The 20052-nt window shown below is 33.5% G+C and carries 14 protein-coding genes; all 14 read left to right on the top strand.

Going from position 1 to position 20052, the window contains the following annotated elements; translation table 11 throughout:
* Positions 1-137: 137 nt before the first annotated feature.
* The 14 genes from rseP (at position 138) to rnjB (ending at position 19980) form a co-directional block, all read left to right on the top strand.
* The gene (gene rseP, locus IDG65_RS03660; RefSeq protein ID WP_000121118.1) at positions 138-1424 is read left to right on the top strand and encodes an RIP metalloprotease RseP; all 1287 of its coding nucleotides are present in this window, start codon (positions 138-140) and stop codon (positions 1422-1424) included.
* 19 nt (positions 1425-1443) lie between these two features.
* Complete coding sequence (locus IDG65_RS03655; RefSeq protein ID WP_000814096.1) at positions 1444-3147, top strand: proline--tRNA ligase; 1704 nt, start codon at positions 1444-1446, stop codon at positions 3145-3147.
* A gap of 263 nt (positions 3148-3410) precedes the next feature.
* Complete coding sequence (locus tag IDG65_RS03650; RefSeq protein ID WP_078158003.1) at positions 3411-7721, top strand: PolC-type DNA polymerase III; 4311 nt, start codon at positions 3411-3413, stop codon at positions 7719-7721.
* A 287-nt stretch (positions 7722-8008) separates the two neighbouring features.
* Complete coding sequence (gene rimP, locus IDG65_RS03645) at positions 8009-8476, top strand: ribosome maturation factor RimP (RefSeq protein WP_000036633.1); 468 nt, start codon at positions 8009-8011, stop codon at positions 8474-8476.
* Between the two features lie 20 nt (positions 8477-8496).
* Positions 8497-9672 (top strand): transcription termination factor NusA, encoded by a 1176-nt coding sequence (nusA, locus tag IDG65_RS03640; RefSeq protein WP_000097460.1) that lies wholly within the window; start codon positions 8497-8499, stop codon positions 9670-9672.
* 20 nt (positions 9673-9692) lie between these two features.
* Positions 9693-9977 (top strand): RNase P modulator RnpM, encoded by a 285-nt coding sequence (rnpM, locus tag IDG65_RS03635; RefSeq protein WP_000727423.1) that lies wholly within the window; start codon positions 9693-9695, stop codon positions 9975-9977.
* The gene (locus IDG65_RS03630) at positions 9974-10291 is read left to right on the top strand and encodes a YlxQ family RNA-binding protein (protein WP_000020853.1); all 318 of its coding nucleotides are present in this window, start codon (positions 9974-9976) and stop codon (positions 10289-10291) included. The genes rnpM and IDG65_RS03630 overlap by 4 nt, the downstream gene beginning before the upstream one ends.
* 4 nt (positions 10292-10295) lie before the next feature.
* Positions 10296-12413, top strand: a complete 2118-nt coding sequence (gene infB / locus IDG65_RS03625) for a translation initiation factor IF-2 (protein ID WP_000043635.1) — start codon at positions 10296-10298, stop codon at positions 12411-12413.
* Positions 12414-12798: 385 nt separating this feature from the next.
* Complete coding sequence (gene rbfA / locus IDG65_RS03620; protein WP_000097322.1) at positions 12799-13149, top strand: 30S ribosome-binding factor RbfA; 351 nt, start codon at positions 12799-12801, stop codon at positions 13147-13149.
* Positions 13150-13317: 168 nt separating this feature from the next.
* Positions 13318-14235, top strand: a complete 918-nt coding sequence (gene truB / locus IDG65_RS03615) for a tRNA pseudouridine(55) synthase TruB (RefSeq protein WP_000282308.1) — start codon at positions 13318-13320, stop codon at positions 14233-14235.
* A 14-nt stretch (positions 14236-14249) separates the two neighbouring features.
* Positions 14250-15221, top strand: a complete 972-nt coding sequence (gene ribF / locus IDG65_RS03610; protein WP_000864185.1) for a riboflavin biosynthesis protein RibF — start codon at positions 14250-14252, stop codon at positions 15219-15221.
* Between the two features lie 114 nt (positions 15222-15335).
* Positions 15336-15605 carry a 30S ribosomal protein S15 gene (gene rpsO, locus IDG65_RS03605; protein WP_001018328.1) on the top strand — a complete coding sequence of 90 codons (270 nt, stop codon included), beginning with the start codon at positions 15336-15338 and terminating at the stop codon, positions 15603-15605.
* A gap of 369 nt (positions 15606-15974) precedes the next feature.
* Positions 15975-18071 carry a polyribonucleotide nucleotidyltransferase gene (gene pnp / locus IDG65_RS03600; protein WP_000076695.1) on the top strand — a complete coding sequence of 699 codons (2097 nt, stop codon included), beginning with the start codon at positions 15975-15977 and terminating at the stop codon, positions 18069-18071.
* A 235-nt stretch (positions 18072-18306) separates the two neighbouring features.
* Positions 18307-19980 (top strand): ribonuclease J2, encoded by a 1674-nt coding sequence (gene rnjB, locus IDG65_RS03595; RefSeq protein WP_000052590.1) that lies wholly within the window; start codon positions 18307-18309, stop codon positions 19978-19980.
* The last annotated feature ends 72 nt before the right edge of the window (positions 19981-20052 follow it).

The following is a 20052-nucleotide window of genomic DNA, read 5'->3' as shown; positions in this document are numbered from 1 at the left end:
ATTATACGCAATATTAACTTTGAAAATTAGACGTTATATTTTGTGATTTGTCAGTATCATATTATAATGACTTATGTTACGTATACAGCAATCAATTTTAAAATAAAAGAAATTTATAAACAATCGAGGTGTAGCGAGTGAGCTATTTAGTTACAATAATTGCATTTATTATTGTTTTTGGTGTACTAGTAACTGTTCATGAATATGGCCATATGTTTTTTGCGAAAAGAGCAGGCATTATGTGTCCAGAATTTGCGATCGGTATGGGGCCAAAAATTTTTAGTTTTAGAAAAAATGAAACACTTTACACTATTAGGTTATTGCCTGTTGGTGGATATGTTCGTATGGCAGGAGATGGCTTAGAAGAGCCACCAGTCGAGCCCGGTATGAACGTTAAAATTAAACTGAATGAAGAAAATGAAATAACACATATCATATTAGATGATCATCATAAGTTTCAACAAATTGAAGCGATCGAAGTTAAAAAATGTGATTTTAAGGATGACTTATTCATAGAAGGTATCACTGCTTATGATAATGAAAGACATCATTTTAAAATTGCTAGAAAGTCTTTCTTTGTTGAAAATGGTAGCTTAGTTCAAATTGCTCCGAGAGACAGACAATTTGCACATAAAAAGCCATGGCCGAAATTTTTAACATTATTTGCGGGACCGTTATTTAACTTTATATTAGCTTTAGTCCTATTTATTGGTCTTGCATATTATCAAGGTACACCTACGTCTACTGTAGAACAAGTCGCAGATAAGTATCCAGCACAACAAGCAGGATTACAAAAAGGTGATAAAATTGTTCAAATTGGCAAATATAAAATATCTGAATTTGATGATGTTGATAAGGCGTTAGATAAAGTTAAAGATAATAAGACGACTGTTAAATTTGAACGTGATGGTAAAACGAAGTCAGTTGAATTAACACCTAAAAAGACTGAAAGAAAACTGACTAAAGTAAGTTCAGAGACGAAGTATGTTCTCGGATTCCAACCAGCGAGTGAACATACACTTTTTAAACCAATTGTATTCGGATTTAAAAGCTTTTTAATCGGTAGTACTTATATTTTTACAGCTGTAGTAGGTATGTTGGCTAGTATATTTACGGGCGGATTCTCATTTGATATGTTAAATGGTCCGGTTGGTATTTATCATAACGTAGACTCAGTTGTTAAAGCGGGTATCATTAGCTTAATTGGTTACACTGCGTTATTAAGTGTAAACTTAGGTATTATGAATTTAATTCCTATTCCTGCACTAGACGGTGGTCGTATTTTATTTGTTATATATGAAGCGATTTTCAGAAAACCAGTTAATAAAAAAGCGGAAACAACGATTATTGCTATTGGTGCCATTTTCATGGTCGTTATTATGATATTAGTAACGTGGAATGATATTCGACGATATTTCTTATAATTTAGGAGGATAAATAATTATGAAGCAATCCAAAGTTTTTATACCAACGATGCGTGACGTGCCATCAGAAGCAGAAGCACAAAGTCATCGTTTATTATTGAAATCGGGTTTGATAAAACAAAGTACAAGTGGGATTTATAGTTATTTACCGCTAGCAACACGTGTGTTAAATAATATTACTGCAATTGTGCGACAAGAAATGGAACGTATCGATTCTGTTGAAATTTTAATGCCAGCGTTACAACAAGCTGAATTATGGGAAGAATCAGGACGTTGGGGTGCATATGGCCCAGAATTAATGCGTTTACAAGATAGACATGGAAGACAATTTGCATTAGGTCCAACACATGAAGAATTAGTTACATCAATAGTAAGAAATGAATTGAAATCATACAAACAATTACCGATGACATTATTCCAAATTCAATCTAAATTCCGTGATGAAAAGAGACCACGTTTTGGTTTACTTCGTGGTCGTGAATTTATTATGAAAGATGCGTATTCATTCCATGCTGACGAGGCATCATTAGATCAAACGTATCAAGATATGTATCAAGCGTATAGCCGTATTTTTGAGAGAGTTGGCATTAACGCAAGACCAGTAGTTGCAGATTCAGGTGCTATTGGCGGTAGCCATACACATGAATTTATGGCATTAAGTGCTATCGGTGAGGATACAATCGTTTACAGTAAAGAAAGCGATTATGCTGCTAACATCGAAAAAGCAGAAGTCGTTTACGAACCAAATCATAAGCATACTACTGTGCAACCTATAGAAAAAATTGAAACACCAAATGTTAAGACTGCGCAAGAATTGGCAGACTTTTTAGGTAGACCAGTAGATGAAATCGTTAAAACGATGATTTTCAAAGTTGATGGCGAATATATTATGGTTTTAGTGCGTGGACATCATGAAATTAATGACATTAAATTAAAATCTTATTTCGGCACAGATAATATTGAATTAGCAACACAAGACGAAATTGTTAATTTAGTTGGTGCAAATCCTGGTTCACTAGGTCCTGTAATTGATAAAGAAATCAAAATTTATGCAGATAATTTTGTGCAAGATTTAAATAATTTAGTTGTCGGTGCTAACGAAGATGGTTATCACTTAATTAATGTAAATGTAGGTAGAGACTTCAACGTTGATGCATATGGCGATTTCCGTTTTATTTTAGAAGGCGAAAAGTTAAGTGATGGTTCAGGCGTTGCACATTTTGCTGAAGGTATTGAAGTTGGTCAAGTATTTAAATTGGGTACTAAGTATTCAGAATCAATGAATGCTACATTCTTAGATAATCAAGGAAAAGCTCAACCGTTAATTATGGGTTGTTATGGTATTGGAATTTCTAGAACGCTAAGTGCAATTGTTGAACAAAATCACGATGATAATGGTATTGTTTGGCCTAAATCAGTTACTCCATTTGATTTACATTTAATTTCTATTAATCCTAAGAAAGATGATCAACGAGAACTAGCGGATGCACTATATGCTGAATTTAATACTAAATTTGATGTGTTGTACGATGATCGTCAGGAACGTGCGGGTGTCAAATTTAATGATGCCGATTTAATTGGTTTACCACTGCGAATTGTTGTTGGTAAACGTGCATCGGAAGGTATTGTAGAAGTTAAAGAACGTTTAACAGGTGATAGCGAAGAAGTCCACATTGATGACTTAATCACTGTCATTACAAATAAATATGATAACTTAAAATAATTAAGATCGAATGAATTATAAGAGTAGGAAAAAGCTGAAAGAAATCAGATGCTTATGTCCTGCTCTTATTATTTTTGATATAATGATTATTCGATGAAAAATGACTGAAGACATAGTATAATTAAAGATAAATTTGTTTTAACAATATTATGATTAGCCAAATATAAAGCATTTAATTTTCTATCATTACTATGCTCACATAATCTAAATATTGTTCGAACACGTAAAAGTAATTTCTATTTAAGGTGGTAATTGTCTTGGCAATGACAGAGCAACAAAAATTTAAAGTGCTTACTGATCAAATTAAAATTTCAAATCAATTAGATGCTGAAATTTTAAATTCAGGTGAACTGACACGTATAGATGTTTCTAACAAAAACAGAACATGGGAATTTCATATTACATTACCACAATTCTTAGCTCATGAAGATTATTTATTATTTATAAATGCAATAGAGCAAGAGTTTAAAGATATCGCCAACGTTACATGTCGTTTTACGGTAACAAATGGCACGAATCAAGATGAACATGTAATTAAATACTTTGGACACTGTATTGACCAAACAGCTTTATCTCCAAAAGTTAAAGGTCAATTGAAACAGAAAAAGCTTATTATGTCTGGAAAAGTATTAAAAGTAATGGTATCAAATGACATTGAACGTAATCATTTTGATAAGGCATGCAATGGAAGTCTTATCAAAGCGTTTAGAAATTGTGGTTTTGATATCGATAAAATCATATTCGAAACAAATGATAATGATCAAGAACAAAACTTAGCTTCTTTAGAAGCACATATACAAGAAGAAGACGAACAAAGTGCACGATTGGCAACAGAGAAACTTGAAAAAATGAAAGCTGAAAAAGCGAAACAACAAGATAACAACGAAAGTGCTGTCGATAAGTGTCAAATTGGTAAGCCGATTCAAATTGAAAATATTAAACCAATTGAATCTATTATTGAGGAAGAGTATAAAGTTGCAATAGAGGGTGTCATTTTTGATATTAACTTAAAAGAACTTAAAAGTGGTCGTCATATCGTAGAAATTAAAGTGACTGACTATACGGACTCTTTAGTTTTAAAAATGTTTACTCGTAAAAACAAAGATGATTTAGAACATTTTAAAGCGCTAAGTGTTGGTAAATGGGTTAGGGCTCAAGGTCGTATTGAAGAAGATACATTTATTAGAGATTTAGTTATGATGATGTCTGATATTGAAGAGATTAAAAAAGCGACAAAAAAAGATAAGGCTGAAGAAAAGCGTGTAGAATTCCACTTGCATACTGCAATGAGTCAAATGGATGGTATACCAAATATTAGTGCGTATGTTAAACAGGCAGCAGACTGGGGACATCCAGCCATTGCGGTTACAGACCATAATGTTGTGCAAGCATTTCCAGATGCTCACGCAGCAGCGGAAAAACATGGTATTAAAATGATATACGGTATGGAAGGTATGTTAGTTGATGATGGTGTTCCGATTGCATACAAACCACAAGATGTCGTATTAAAAGATGCTACTTATGTTGTATTCGACGTTGAGACAACTGGTTTATCAAATCAGTATGATAAAATCATCGAGCTTGCAGCTGTGAAAGTTCATAACGGCGAAATCATCGATAAGTTTGAAAGGTTTAGTAATCCGCATGAACGATTATCGGAAACGATTATCAATTTGACGCATATTACTGATGATATGTTAGTAGATGCCCCTGAGATTGAAGAAGTACTTACAGAATTTAAAGAATGGGTTGGCGATGCGATATTCGTAGCACATAATGCTTCGTTTGATATGGGCTTCATCGACACGGGATATGAACGTCTTGGATTTGGACCATCTACGAATGGTGTTATCGATACATTAGAATTATCTCGTACGATTAATACTGAATATGGTAAACATGGTTTAAATTTCTTAGCTAAAAAATACGGTGTAGAATTAACGCAACATCACCGTGCCATTTATGATACAGAGGCAACAGCTTACATTTTCATAAAAATGGTTCAACAAATGAAAGAATTAGGCGTATTAAATCATAACGAAATCAACAAAAAACTCAGTAATGAAGATGCATATAAACGTGCAAGACCTAGTCATGTCACATTAATTGTACAAAACCAACAAGGTCTTAAAAATCTATTTAAAATTGTAAGTGCATCATTAGTGAAGTATTTCTACCGTACGCCTCGAATTCCACGTTCATTGTTAGATGAATATCGTGAGGGATTATTGGTAGGTACAGCGTGTGATGAAGGTGAATTATTTACGGCAGTTATGCAGAAGGACCAGAGCCAAGTTGAAAAAATTGCCAAATATTATGATTTTATTGAAATTCAACCACCGGCACTTTATCAAGATTTAATTGATAGAGAGCTTATTAGAGATACTGAAACATTACATGAAATTTATCAACGTTTAATACATGCAGGTGACACAGCGGGTATTCCTGTTATTGCGACAGGAAATGCACACTATTTGTTTGAACATGATGGTATCGCACGTAAAATTTTAATAGCATCACAACCCGGCAATCCACTTAATCGCTCAACTTTACCGGAAGCACATTTTAGAACTACAGATGAAATGTTAAACGAGTTTCATTTTTTAGGTGAAGAAAAAGCGCATGAAATTGTTGTGAAAAATACAAACGAATTAGCAGATCGAATTGAACGTGTTGTTCCTATTAAAGATGAATTATACACACCGCGTATGGAAGGTGCTAACGAAGAAATTAGAGAACTAAGTTATGCAAATGCGCGTAAATTGTATGGTGAAGACCTGCCTCAAATCGTAATTGATCGATTAGAAAAAGAATTAAAAAGTATTATCGGTAATGGATTTGCGGTAATTTACTTAATTTCGCAACGTTTAGTTAAAAAATCATTAGATGATGGATACTTAGTTGGTTCCCGTGGTTCAGTAGGTTCTAGTTTTGTAGCGACAATGACTGAGATTACTGAAGTAAACCCGTTACCGCCACACTATATTTGTCCGAACTGTAAAAGGAGTGAATTTTTCAATGATGGTTCAGTAGGATCAGGATTCGATTTACCTGATAAGACGTGTGAAACTTGTGGAGCGCCACTTATTAAAGAAGGACAAGATATTCCGTTTGAAACATTTTTAGGATTTAAAGGAGATAAAGTTCCTGATATCGACTTAAACTTTAGTGGTGAATATCAACCGAATGCCCATAACTACACAAAAGTATTATTTGGTGAGGATAAAGTATTCCGTGCAGGTACAATTGGTACCGTTGCTGAAAAGACTGCTTTTGGTTATGTTAAAGGTTATTTGAATGATCAAGGCATCCACAAAAGAGGCGCTGAAATAGATCGACTCGTTAAAGGATGTACAGGTGTTAAACGTACAACCGGACAGCATCCAGGGGGTATTATTGTAGTACCTGATTACATGGATATTTATGATTTTACGCCGATACAATATCCTGCCGATGATCAAAATTCAGCATGGATGACGACACATTTTGATTTCCATTCTATTCATGATAATGTATTAAAACTTGATATACTTGGACATGATGATCCAACAATGATTCGTATGCTTCAAGATTTATCAGGAATTGATCCAAAAACAATACCTGTAGATGATAAAGAAGTTATGCAGATTTTTAGTACACCTGAAAGTTTGGGTGTTACTGAAAATGAAATTTTATGTAAAACAGGTACATTTGGAGTACCAGAATTCGGTACAGGATTCGTGCGTCAAATGTTAGAAGATACAAAGCCAACAACATTTTCTGAATTAGTTCAAATCTCAGGATTATCTCATGGGACAGATGTGTGGTTAGGCAATGCTCAAGAATTAATTAAAACCGGTATATGTGATTTATCAAGTGTAATTGGTTGTCGTGATGATATCATGGTTTATTTAATGTATGCTGGTTTAGAACCATCAATGGCTTTTAAAATAATGGAGTCAGTACGTAAAGGTAAAGGTTTAACTGAAGAAATGATTGAAACGATGAAAGAAAATGAAGTGCCGGATTGGTATTTAGATTCATGTCTTAAAATTAAGTACATGTTCCCTAAAGCCCATGCAGCAGCATACGTTTTAATGGCAGTACGTATCGCATATTTCAAAGTACATCATCCACTTTATTACTATGCATCTTACTTTACAATTCGTGCGTCAGACTTTGATTTAATAACGATGATTAAAGATAAAACAAGCATTCGAAATACTGTAAAAGACATGTATTCTCGCTATATGGATCTAGGTAAAAAAGAAAAAGACGTATTAACTGTCTTGGAAATTATGAATGAAATGGCGCATCGAGGTTATCGAATGCAACCGATTAGTTTAGAAAAGAGTCAGGCGTTCGAATTTATCATTGAAGGCGATACACTTATTCCGCCGTTCATATCAGTGCCTGGGCTTGGCGAAAACGTTGCGAAACGAATTGTTGAAGCTCGTGACGATGGACCATTTTTATCAAAAGAAGATTTAAACAAAAAAGCTGGATTATCTCAGAAAATTATTGAGTATTTAGATGAGTTAGGCTCATTACCGAATTTACCAGATAAAGCTCAACTTTCGATATTCGATATGTAAAATGAAATAATTAAGCTATTTATTTAATGCGTATGGCATAGTCGAAGAAATACAAAATTGTTGCTGGACACAAAGTTATGCCTGTATTTTTTTAGCGTCTTACGAGTCTATTCGAATGTAATGGTGAAATAAATGAACAAACTTTTACAAGAATCTCTGATTAATAGTGAAGTCATTTGTTTCAAGCATAAACTTATGCTATAATTAAGTTGCTTAAAAATTAGTGAACTCAGGCAGAAGAGTGGGAGATTCCCGCTCTTTTCTATTTGCCAAAAAGGGAGGCCTGTATGAGTAAAATTACAGAACAAGTAGAAGTGATCGTTCAACCAATAATGGAAGACTTGAATTTTGAACTTGTAGACGTTGAATATGTCAAAGAGGGTAGAGATCATTTTCTTAGAATCTCTATTGATAAAGAAGGTGGCGTAGATTTAAATGATTGTACGCTAGCTTCTGAAAAAATAAGTGAAGCTATGGATGCAAATGATCCTATTCCTGAAATGTATTATTTAGACGTAGCGTCACCTGGTGCAGAACGTCCAATTAAAAAAGAACAAGATTTCCAAAATGCAATAACTAAACCTGTATTTGTTTCTTTATATGTACCAATTGAAGGTGAAAAGGAATGGTTAGGCATTTTACAAGAAGTCAATAATGAAACAATTGTAGTACAAGTTAAAATCAAAGCAAGAACGAAAGATATAGAGATACCGAGAGACAAAATAGCAAAAGCACGTCACGCAGTTATGATTTAACGTGATGAGGAGGAAAAAACGTGTCAAGTAATGAATTATTATTAGCTACTGAGTATTTAGAAAAAGAAAAGAAGATTCCTAGAGCAGTATTAATTGATGCTATTGAAGCAGCTTTAATTACTGCATACAAAAAGAATTATGATAGTGCAAGAAATGTCCGTGTGGAATTAAATATGGATCAAGGTACTTTCAAAGTTATCGCTCGTAAAGATGTTGTTGAAGAAGTATTTGACGACAGAGATGAAGTGGATTTAAGTACAGCGCTTGTTAAAAACCCTGCATATGAAATTGGTGATATATACGAAGAAGATGTAACACCTAAAGATTTTGGTCGTGTAGGTGCTCAAGCAGCGAAACAAGCAGTAATGCAACGTCTTCGTGATGCTGAACGTGAAATTTTATTTGAAGAATTTATAGACAAAGAAGAAGACATACTTACTGGAATTATTGACCGTGTTGACCATCGTTATGTATATGTGAATTTAGGTCGTATCGAAGCTGTTTTATCTGAAGCAGAAAGAAGTCCTAACGAAAAATATATTCCTAACGAACGTATCAAAGTATATGTTAACAAAGTGGAACAAACGACAAAAGGTCCTCAAATCTATGTTTCTCGTAGCCATCCAGGTTTATTAAAACGTTTATTTGAACAAGAAGTTCCAGAAATTTACGATGGTACTGTAATTGTTAAATCAGTAGCACGTGAAGCTGGCGATCGCTCTAAAATTAGTGTCTTCTCTGAAAACAATGATATAGATGCTGTTGGTGCATGTGTTGGTGCCAAAGGCGCGCGTGTTGAAGCTGTTGTTGAAGAGCTAGGTGGCGAAAAAATCGACATCGTTCAATGGAATGAAGATCCAAAAGTATTTGTAAAAAATGCTTTAAGCCCTTCTCAAGTTTTAGAAGTTATTGTTGATGAAACAAATCAATCTACGGTAGTTGTTGTTCCAGATTATCAATTGTCATTAGCGATTGGTAAAAGAGGACAAAACGCACGTCTAGCTGCTAAATTAACCGGCTGGAAAATTGATATTAAATCAGAAACAGATGCGCGTGAAGCGGGTATCTATCCAGTAGTTGAAGCTGAAAAAGTAACTGAAGAAGATATTGCTTTAGAAGATGCTGACACAACAGAATCAACCGAAGAGGTAAATGATGTTTCAGTTGAAACAAATGTAGAGAAAGAATCTGAATAATAGGTTGGAGTGAAGTATCTATGAAAAAGAAAAAAATTCCGATGCGAAAATGTATTCTTTCAAATGAAATGCATCCCAAAAAAGATATGATTCGTGTTGTTGTTAATAAAGAAGGCGAAATCTTTGCGGATGTTACTGGAAAGAAACAAGGCCGTGGCGCATATGTTTCTAAAGATGTTGCTATGGTTGAAAAAGCACAACAAAAAGAAATTTTAGAAAAATATTTTAAAGCATCTAAAGAGCAATTGGATCCTGTTTACAAAGAAATTATTAGATTAATTTATAGAGAAGAAATCCCAAAATGAGTATAGATCAAATATTAAACTTTTTAGGATTAGCAATGAGAGCTGGTAAAGTAAAAACAGGTGAATCAGTCATTGTTAATGAGATTAAAAAAGGAAATTTGAAGCTCGTTATTGTTGCAAATGATGCGTCTGATAATACAGCTAAATTAATTACAGATAAATGTAAGAGTTACAAAGTTCCATTCAGAAAGTTTGGAAATCGAAATGAATTGGGAATAGCACTTGGAAAAGGTGAGCGTGTTAATGTAGGGATTACTGACCCAGGCTTTGCTAAAAAGTTGCTATCAATGATAGATGAATATCATAAGGAGTGATTATATGAGTAAACAAAGAATTTACGAATATGCGAAAGAATTAAATCTAAAGAGTAAAGAGATTATAGATGAGTTAAAAAGCATGAATATTGAGGTTTCAAATCATATGCAAGCTTTGGAAGATGACCAAATTAAAGCATTAGATAAAAAGTTCAAAAAAGAACAAAAGAACGACAATAAACAAAGCACTCAAAATAATCACCAAAAATCAAACAATCAAAACCAAAATAAAGGGCAACAAAAAGATAACAAAAAGAATCAACAACAAAATAATAAAGGCAACAAAGGCAATAAAAAGAATAATAGAAATAATAAGAAAAATAACAAGAATAATAAACCACAAAATCAACCAGCTGCTCCAAAAGAAATACCATCAAAAGTGACATATCAAGAAGGTATTACAGTAGGCGAATTTGCGGATAAATTAAATGTTGAATCATCCGAAATTATCAAAAAATTATTCTTACTTGGTATTGTTGCTAATATCAATCAATCATTAAATCAAGAAACAATCGAATTAATTGCCGATGATTATGGCGTTGAGGTTGAAGAAGAAGTTGTGATTAATGAAGAAGATTTATCAATCTACTTTGAAGACGAAAAAGATGATCCAGAAGCAATTGAGAGACCAGCAGTTGTAACAATTATGGGACATGTTGACCATGGTAAAACGACTTTATTAGATTCAATTCGTCATACAAAAGTTACAGCAGGTGAAGCAGGCGGAATCACTCAACATATTGGTGCATATCAAATTGAAAACGATGGCAAAAAAATCACTTTCTTAGATACACCGGGACATGCTGCATTTACAACGATGCGTGCGCGTGGTGCACAAGTAACAGATATTACAATTTTAGTAGTTGCAGCTGACGATGGTGTTATGCCACAAACAATTGAAGCAATTAACCATGCTAAAGAAGCAGAAGTACCAATTATTGTTGCAGTAAATAAAATTGATAAACCAACTTCAAATCCTGATCGAGTTATGCAAGAATTAACTGAATATGGTTTAATTCCTGAAGATTGGGGCGGCGAAACAATTTTCGTTCCACTTTCTGCATTAAGTGGTGATGGTATCGACGATTTATTAGAAATGATAGGATTAGTTGCAGAAGTTCAAGAACTTAAAGCAAATCCTAAAAACCGTGCTGTTGGTACAGTTATCGAAGCTGAATTAGATAAATCACGTGGTCCTTCTGCATCATTATTAGTACAAAATGGTACATTAAATGTTGGTGATGCGATTGTAGTTGGTAATACTTACGGCCGTATCCGTGCAATGGTTAATGACTTAGGTCAAAGAATCAAAACGGCTGGTCCATCAACGCCTGTTGAAATTACAGGTATTAATGATGTGCCACAAGCTGGGGATCGCTTTGTTGTATTTAGTGATGAAAAACAAGCTCGTCGTATTGGTGAATCAAGACACGAAGCTAGCATTGTACAACAACGTCAAGAAAGTAAAAATGTTTCATTAGATAACCTGTTTGAACAAATGAAACAAGGTGAAATGAAAGATTTAAACGTTATTATTAAAGGTGATGTTCAAGGTTCTGTTGAAGCTTTAGCTGCATCATTAATGAAAATTGATGTTGAAGGCGTAAATGTTCGTATCATTCATACAGCGGTTGGTGCAATTAATGAGTCAGACGTGACACTTGCTAATGCCTCAAATGGTATTATCATTGGTTTCAATGTTCGTCCAGACAGTGGTGCAAAACGTGCTGCAGAAGCTGAAAATGTTGATATGCGTTTACACAGAGTTATTTATAATGTTATCGAAGAAATTGAATCAGCGATGAAAGGTTTACTTGATCCAGAATTTGAAGAACAAGTTATCGGACAAGCTGAAGTTCGTCAAACATTCAAAGTTTCTAAAGTTGGTACTATTGCTGGATGTTATGTTACTGAAGGTAAAATTACGCGAAATGCTGGTGTACGTATTATTCGTGATGGTATTGTTCAATATGAAGGCGAATTAGATACACTTAAACGTTTCAAAGATGATGCTAAGGAAGTTGCAAAAGGTTATGAATGTGGTATTACAATTGAAAACTACAATGACCTTAAAGAAGGCGATGTTATCGAAGCATTTGAAATGGTTGAAATTAAGCGTTAATTAAATAAATTACAAGCTAAAAGTATAGTTAAGATTGATATGCTCCCTATAAATATTGCACTTTTTAAGTGTCTACTTTATAGGGAGCATATTTGATACTAGCTTTTGGTTTTTTATTAGAATAGATTACCTATTAAAAGTTACGTTATATGGACATGATTTTGTATAAAATTTTGTGGTGGCCTAGAATGATTTTTAATGACAAAATATAATGTCGACTATTATTGGAAAATTTTCTGTTGAAATGCCTATCTTACGGCAAACTTTATTTGATTTTATAGGCTTAATTTATTAAAATAACGTGTGAGCTAAAATAATTGTTTAAGCATTGTTACACTAAAAAATGCAAATAACAATTGAACTTAAAGATAAAGAGGTGACAAGAATGAGCAGTATGAGAGCAGAGCGTGTTGGTGAACAAATGAAGAAGGAATTAATGGATATCATCAACAATAAAGTCAAAGATCCTCGAGTTGGTTTTATTACAATTACAGATGTTGTTTTAACAAATGATTTATCGCAGGCTAAAGTATTTTTAACTGTATTAGGTAACGATAAAGAAGTAGAAAATACATTTAAAGCACTTGATAAAGCAAAAGGCTTCATTAAGTCTGAATTAGGTTCTAGGATGCGATTACGTATTATGCCGGAATTAATGTATGAATATGATCAATCAATCGAATATGGTAATAAAATTGAACGAATGATTCAAGATTTACACAAACAAGATAGATAATTTAGTGTTAGGTATCTGGAAAATGTTTGATAATTTCTTAATATCGGTATATTAACATTAAACAGTTAATACATAGATGTGTAGAAATAGTTAACATTTTCCAGTTTTTTTATGAATAAATTCAGTTGAAACGCTATTAAAATATATTTTAAAAAAGAAGGTGACTATATGTATAATGGGATATTACCAGTATATAAAGAGCGCGGTTTAACAAGTCATGACGTTGTATTCAAATTGCGTAAAATATTAAAAACTAAAAAAATAGGTCACACGGGTACGCTTGATCCCGAAGTTGCAGGCGTGTTACCGGTATGTATAGGTAATGCAACGAGAGTTAGTGATTATGTTATGGATATGGGCAAAGCTTATGAAGCAACTGTATCGATAGGAAGAAGTACAACGACTGAAGATCAAACGGGTGATACATTGGAAACAAAAGGTGTACACTCAGCAGATTTTAATAAGGACGATATTGACCGATTGTTAGAAAGTTTTAAAGGTATCATTGAACAAATTCCGCCGATGTACTCATCCGTCAAAGTAAATGGTAGAAAATTATATGAATATGCGCGTAATAATGAAACAGTTGAAAGACCAAAGCGTAAAGTTAATATTAAAGACATTGGGCGTATATCTGAATTAGATTTTAAAGAAAATGAGTGTCATTTTAAAATACGCGTCATCTGTGGTAAAGGTACATATATTAGAACGCTAGCAACTGATATTGGTGTGAAATTAGGCTTTCCGGCACATATGTCGAAATTAACACGAATCGAGTCTGGTGGATTTGTGTTGAAAGATAGCCTTACATTAGAACAAATAAAAGAACTTCATGAGCAGGATTCATTGCAAAATAAATTGTTTCCTTTAGAATATGGATTAAAGGGTTTGCCAAGCATTAAAATTAAAGATTCGCACATAAAAAAACGTATTTTAAATGGGCAGAAATTTAATAAAAATGAATTTGATAACAAAATTAAAGACCAAATTGTATTTATTGATGATGATTCAGAAAAAGTATTAGCAATTTATATGGTACACCCTACAAAAGAATCAGAAATTAAACCTAAAAAAGTCTTTAATTAAAGGAGATAGAATTTATGAAAGTCATAGAAGTGACACATCCTATACAATCTAAACAGTATATTACAGAGGATGTTGCAATGGCATTCGGATTTTTCGATGGCATGCATAAAGGTCATGACAAAGTCTTTGATATATTAAACGAAATAGCTGAGGCACGCAGTTTAAAAAAAGCGGTGATGACATTTGATCCGCATCCATCTGTCGTGTTGAATCCTAAAAGAAAACGAACAACGTATTTAACGCCACTTTCAGATAAAATCGAAAAAATTAGCCAACATGATATTGATTATTGTATAGTGGTTAATTTTTCATCTAGGTTTGCTAATGTGAGCGTTGAAGATTTTGTTGAAAATTATATAATTAAAAATAATGTAAAAGAAGTCATTGCTGGTTTTGATTTTACTTTTGGTAAATTTGGAAAAGGTAATATGACTGTTCTTCAAGAATATGATGCGTTTAATACGACAATTGTGAGTAAACAAGAAATTGAAAATGAAAAAATTTCTACAACTTCTATTCGTCAAGATTTAATCAATGGTGAGTTGCAAAAAGCGAATGATGCTTTAGGCTATATATATTCTATTAAAGGCACTGTAGTGCAAGGTGAAAAAAGGGGAAGAACTATTGGCTTCCCAACAGCTAACATTCAACCTAGTGATGATTATTTGTTGCCTCGTAAAGGTGTTTATGCTGTTAGTATTGAAATCGGCACTGAAAATAAATTATATCGAGGGGTAGCTAACATAGGTGTAAAGCCAACATTTCATGATCCTAACAAAGCAGAAGTTGTCATCGAAGTGAATATCTTTGACTTTGAGGATAATATTTATGGTGAACGAGTGACCGTGAATTGGCATCATTTCTTACGTCCTGAGATTAAATTTGATGGTATCGACCCATTAGTTAAACAAATGAATGATGATAAATCGCGTGCTAAATATTTATTAGCAGTTGATTTTGGTGATGAAGTAGCTTATAATATCTAGAGTTGCGTATAGTTATATAAACAATCTATACCACACCTTTTTCTTAGTAGGTCGAATCTCCAACGCCTAACTCGGATTAAGGAGTATTCAAACATTTTAAGGAGGAAATTGATTATGGCAATTTCACAAGAACGTAAAAACGAAATCATTAAAGAATACCGTGTACACGAAACTGATACTGGTTCACCAGAAGTACAAATCGCTGTACTTACTGCAGAAATCAACGCAGTAAACGAACACTTACGTACACACAAAAAAGACCACCATTCACGTCGTGGATTATTAAAAATGGTAGGTCGTCGTAGACATTTATTAAACTACTTACGTAGTAAAGATATTCAACGTTACCGTGAATTAATTAAATCACTTGGTATCCGTCGTTAATCTTAATATAACGTCTTTGAGGTTGGGGCATATTTATGTTCCAACCTTAATTTATATTAAAAAAGCTTTTTACAAATATTAACATTTATTATATGTTAAGCTAATATTGAGTGAATAATAAGGTTACAATGAGATAAAGATGATATAAGTACACCTAGAGTAATAATCAAGATATTAAAAATAAAGTATGTTTTTTTAAAAAATATAACTTATATTTATACTGATAAGGGTGGGACGATAAGTCTATTTTGTAAATAATAGATGGATATCCCGCTCTCTTTTTTTCCAATTCAATATTTTATAACTAATATTAAAATACGATAATAAATGATATGATATAACTATTAGATTCAAGAGAGGAGATTTATAATGTCTCAAGAAAAGAAAGTTTTTAAAACTGAATGGGCAGGAAGATCTTTAACGATTGAAACAGGGCAATTAGCTAAACAAGCAAATGGCGCTGTATTGGTTCGTTATGGAGATACAGTCGTGTTATCGACGGCAACTGCATCAAAAGAACCTCGTGATGGAGATTTCTTCCCATTAACAGTGAACTATGAAGAAAAAATGTACGCTGCGGGTAAAATTCCTGGTGGATTTAAAAAGAGAGAAGGACGTCCTGGTGACGATGCAACATTAACTGCGCGATTAATTGATAGACCAATTAGACCTTTATTCCCTAAAGGATATAAGCATGATGTTCAAATTATGAACATGGTATTAAGTGCAGATCCTGATTGTTCACCACAAATGGCTGCAATGATTGGTTCATCTATGGCGCTTAGTGTGTCGGATATTCCATTCCAAGGGCCAATCGCCGGTGTAAATGTGGGTTATATTGACGGTAAATATATCATTAACCCAACAGTAGAAGAAAAAGAAGTTTCTCGTTTAGACCTTGAAGTAGCTGGTCATAAAGATGCAGTAAACATGGTAGAGGCAGGCGCTAGTGAGATTACTGAACAAGAAATGTTAGAGGCGATTTTCTTTGGTCATGAAGAGATTCAACGTTTAGTTGAGTTCCAACAACAAATCGTCGACCACATTCAACCTGTTAAACAAGAATTTATTCCAGCAGAGCGTGATGAAGCGCTAGTTGAACGTGTAAAATCTTTAACCGAAGAAAAAGGACTTAAAGAAACAGTTTTAACATTTGATAAACAACAACGAGATGAAAATCTTGATAACTTAAAAGAAGAAATCGTCAATGAATTTATCGATGAAGAAGATCCAGAGAATGAATTACTTATTAAAGAAGTTTATGCAATTTTAAATGAATTAGTGAAAGAAGAAGTTCGACGTTTAATTGCAGATGAAAAAATTAGACCAGACGGCCGTAAACCTGATGAAATCCGTCCATTAGATTCTGAAGTTGGTATTTTACCTAGAACGCATGGTTCAGGTCTATTTACACGTGGTCAGACTCAAGCACTTTCAGTTTTAACATTAGGTGCTTTAGGCGATTATCAATTAATTGATGGTTTAGGACCTGAAGAAGAAAAAAGATTCATGCATCATTATAACTTCCCGAATTTTTCAGTAGGTGAAACTGGTCCAGTACGTGCGCCAGGTCGTCGTGAAATTGGACATGGTGCGTTAGGTGAAAGAGCATTAAAATATATTATTCCTGATACTGCTGATTTCCCATATACAATTCGTATTGTAAGTGAGGTACTTGAATCAAACGGTTCATCATCTCAAGCGTCAATTTGTGGATCAACATTAGCATTAATGGATGCGGGCGTACCGATTAAAGCACCAGTTGCTGGTATTGCTATGGGCCTTGTTACACGTGAAGATAGCTATACGATTTTAACTGATATCCAAGGTATGGAAGATGCATTAGGTGATATGGACTTTAAAGTCGCTGGTACTAAAGAAGGTATTACAGCAATCCAAATGGATATTAAAATTGATGGTTTAACGCGTGAAATTATCGAAGAGGCTCTAGAACAAGCGAGACGTGGTCGTTTAGAAATAATGAATCATATGTTACAAACAATTGATCAACCACGTACTGAATTAAGTGCTTACGCGCCAAAAGTTGTAACTATGACAATTAAACCAGATAAGATTAGAGATGTTATCGGACCTGGTGGTAAAAAAATTAACGAAATTATTGATGAAACAGGCGTTAAATTAGATATTGAACAAGATGGTACTATCTTTATTGGGGCCGTTGATCAAGCTATGATAAATCGTGCTCGTGAAATCATTGAGGAAATTACACGTGAAGCGGAAGTAGGTCAAACTTATCAAGCCACTGTTAAACGTATTGAAAAATACGGTGCGTTTGTAGGCCTATTCCCGGGTAAAGATGCGTTGCTTCACATTTCACAAATTTCAAAAAATAGAATTGAAAAAGTGGAAGATGTATTAAAAATCGGTGACACAATTGAAGTTAAGATTACTGAAATTGATAAACAAGGTCGAGTAAATGCTTCACACAGAGCATTAGAAGAATAATATTTAAAGTCATATGACGACAATGTATCGTCATGTGATTTTTTTATGCAATTTTTTACGAAGTGATCCATTTTGAATTTGTTGTATTGAACATTTTAAAACGCTTTATTATTTTGTGTGTAACTGTTAATTATCCTGTATGTATAGTGATTAATAGTGTACATCAAGTGTTTTTTAACTTATAATGAATAGTGAGTTTATATATGGACGGGTAACAAATTTAGGAGGTAAGATTTTGAGTTTAATAAAGAAAAAGAATAAAGATATTCGCATTATACCATTAGGCGGTGTTGGCGAAATTGCTAAAAATATGTATATCGTTGAAGTAGACGATGAAATGTTTATGTTAGATGCTGGACTTATGTTTCCAGAAGACGAAATGCTAGGTATTGATATTGTTATACCAGACATTTCATACGTACTTGAAAATAAAGATAAATTGAAGGGTATATTCCTTACACACGGACATGAGCACGCGATTGGTGCAGTGAGTTATGTTTTAGAACAATTAGATGCACCAGTATATGGATCTAAATTGACAATAGCGTTAATTAAAGAAAATATGAAAGCCCGTAATATTGATAAAAAAGTTCGCTACTACACAGTTAATAATGATTCAATTATGAGATTCAAAAACGTGAATATTAGTTTCTTTAATACGACACACAGTATTCCTGATAGTTTAGGTGTTTGTATTCATACTTCATATGGTGCCATTGTGTATACAGGTGAATTTAAGTTTGACCAAAGTTTACATGGACATTATGCACCAGATATTAAACGTATGGCAGAGATTGGTGAAGAAGGCGTATTTGTCTTAATCAGTGATTCTACTGAGGCAGAGAAACCTGGATATAATACTCCGGAAAATGTGATTGAACATCATATGTATGACGCTTTTGCAAAAGTGCGAGGTCGCTTGATTGTTTCATGTTATGCTTCGAACTTTATACGTATACAGCAAGTTTTAAATATTGCTAGCAAGCTAAATCGTAAAGTGTCATTTTTAGGAAGATCACTTGAAAGTTCATTTAATATTGCTCGTAAAATGGGGTATTTCGACATTCCTAAAGATTTGCTAATTCCTATAACAGAAGTTGATAATTATCCTAAAAATGAAGTGATAATTATAGCTACTGGTATGCAAGGAGAACCTGTAGAAGCCTTAAGTCAAATGGCGCAACATAAGCATAAAATTATGAATATCGAAGAAGGCGATTCTGTATTTTTAGCAATTACGGCTTCTGCTAATATGGAAGTTATCATTGCGAATACATTAAATGAGCTTGTACGTGCTGGCGCACATATTATTCCAAATAACAAGAAGATTCATGCTTCAAGTCATGGTTGCATGGAAGAATTAAAAATGATGATTAATATTATGAAACCTGAATACTTTATTCCTGTACAAGGTGAATTTAAAATGCAGATAGCACATGCGAAGCTAGCAGCTGAAGCAGGTGTTGCACCAGAAAAGATTTTCCTTGTGGAAAAAGGAGATGTCATTAATTACAACGGTAAAGATATGATATTAAATGAAAAGGTAAATTCAGGAAATATTTTAATAGATGGTATTGGTATTGGGGATGTAGGAAATATCGTGTTGAGAGACCGTCATCTTTTAGCAGAAGATGGTATCTTTATTGCTGTAGTAACGTTAGATCCTAAAAATAGACGTATAGCTGCGGGACCTGAAATTCAATCTCGTGGGTTTGTATATGTACGTGAAAGTGAAGACTTATTACGTGAAGCAGAAGAGAAAGTACGTGAAATAGTAGAGGCTGGTTTACAAGAAAAACGCATAGAATGGTCTGAAATTAAGCAAAATATGCGTGATCAAATTAGTAAACTATTATTCGAAAGTACAAAACGTCGTCCTATGATTATTCCAGTAATTTCTGAAATTTAATCAAAAAGTCATTAACATAAAAGAGGTCAGAACAAGTCACTGAAATATAATGGTTGTCATGGACAATTTACT

The sequence above is a fragment of the Staphylococcus sp. EG-SA-17 genome (assembly GCF_017151845.1).
Classification (GTDB): Bacteria; Bacillota; Bacilli; order Staphylococcales; family Staphylococcaceae; genus Staphylococcus; species Staphylococcus aureus.
Note: the sequence above shows the minus strand (reverse complement) of the source record. Positions and strands in the feature narration are given on the sequence as shown.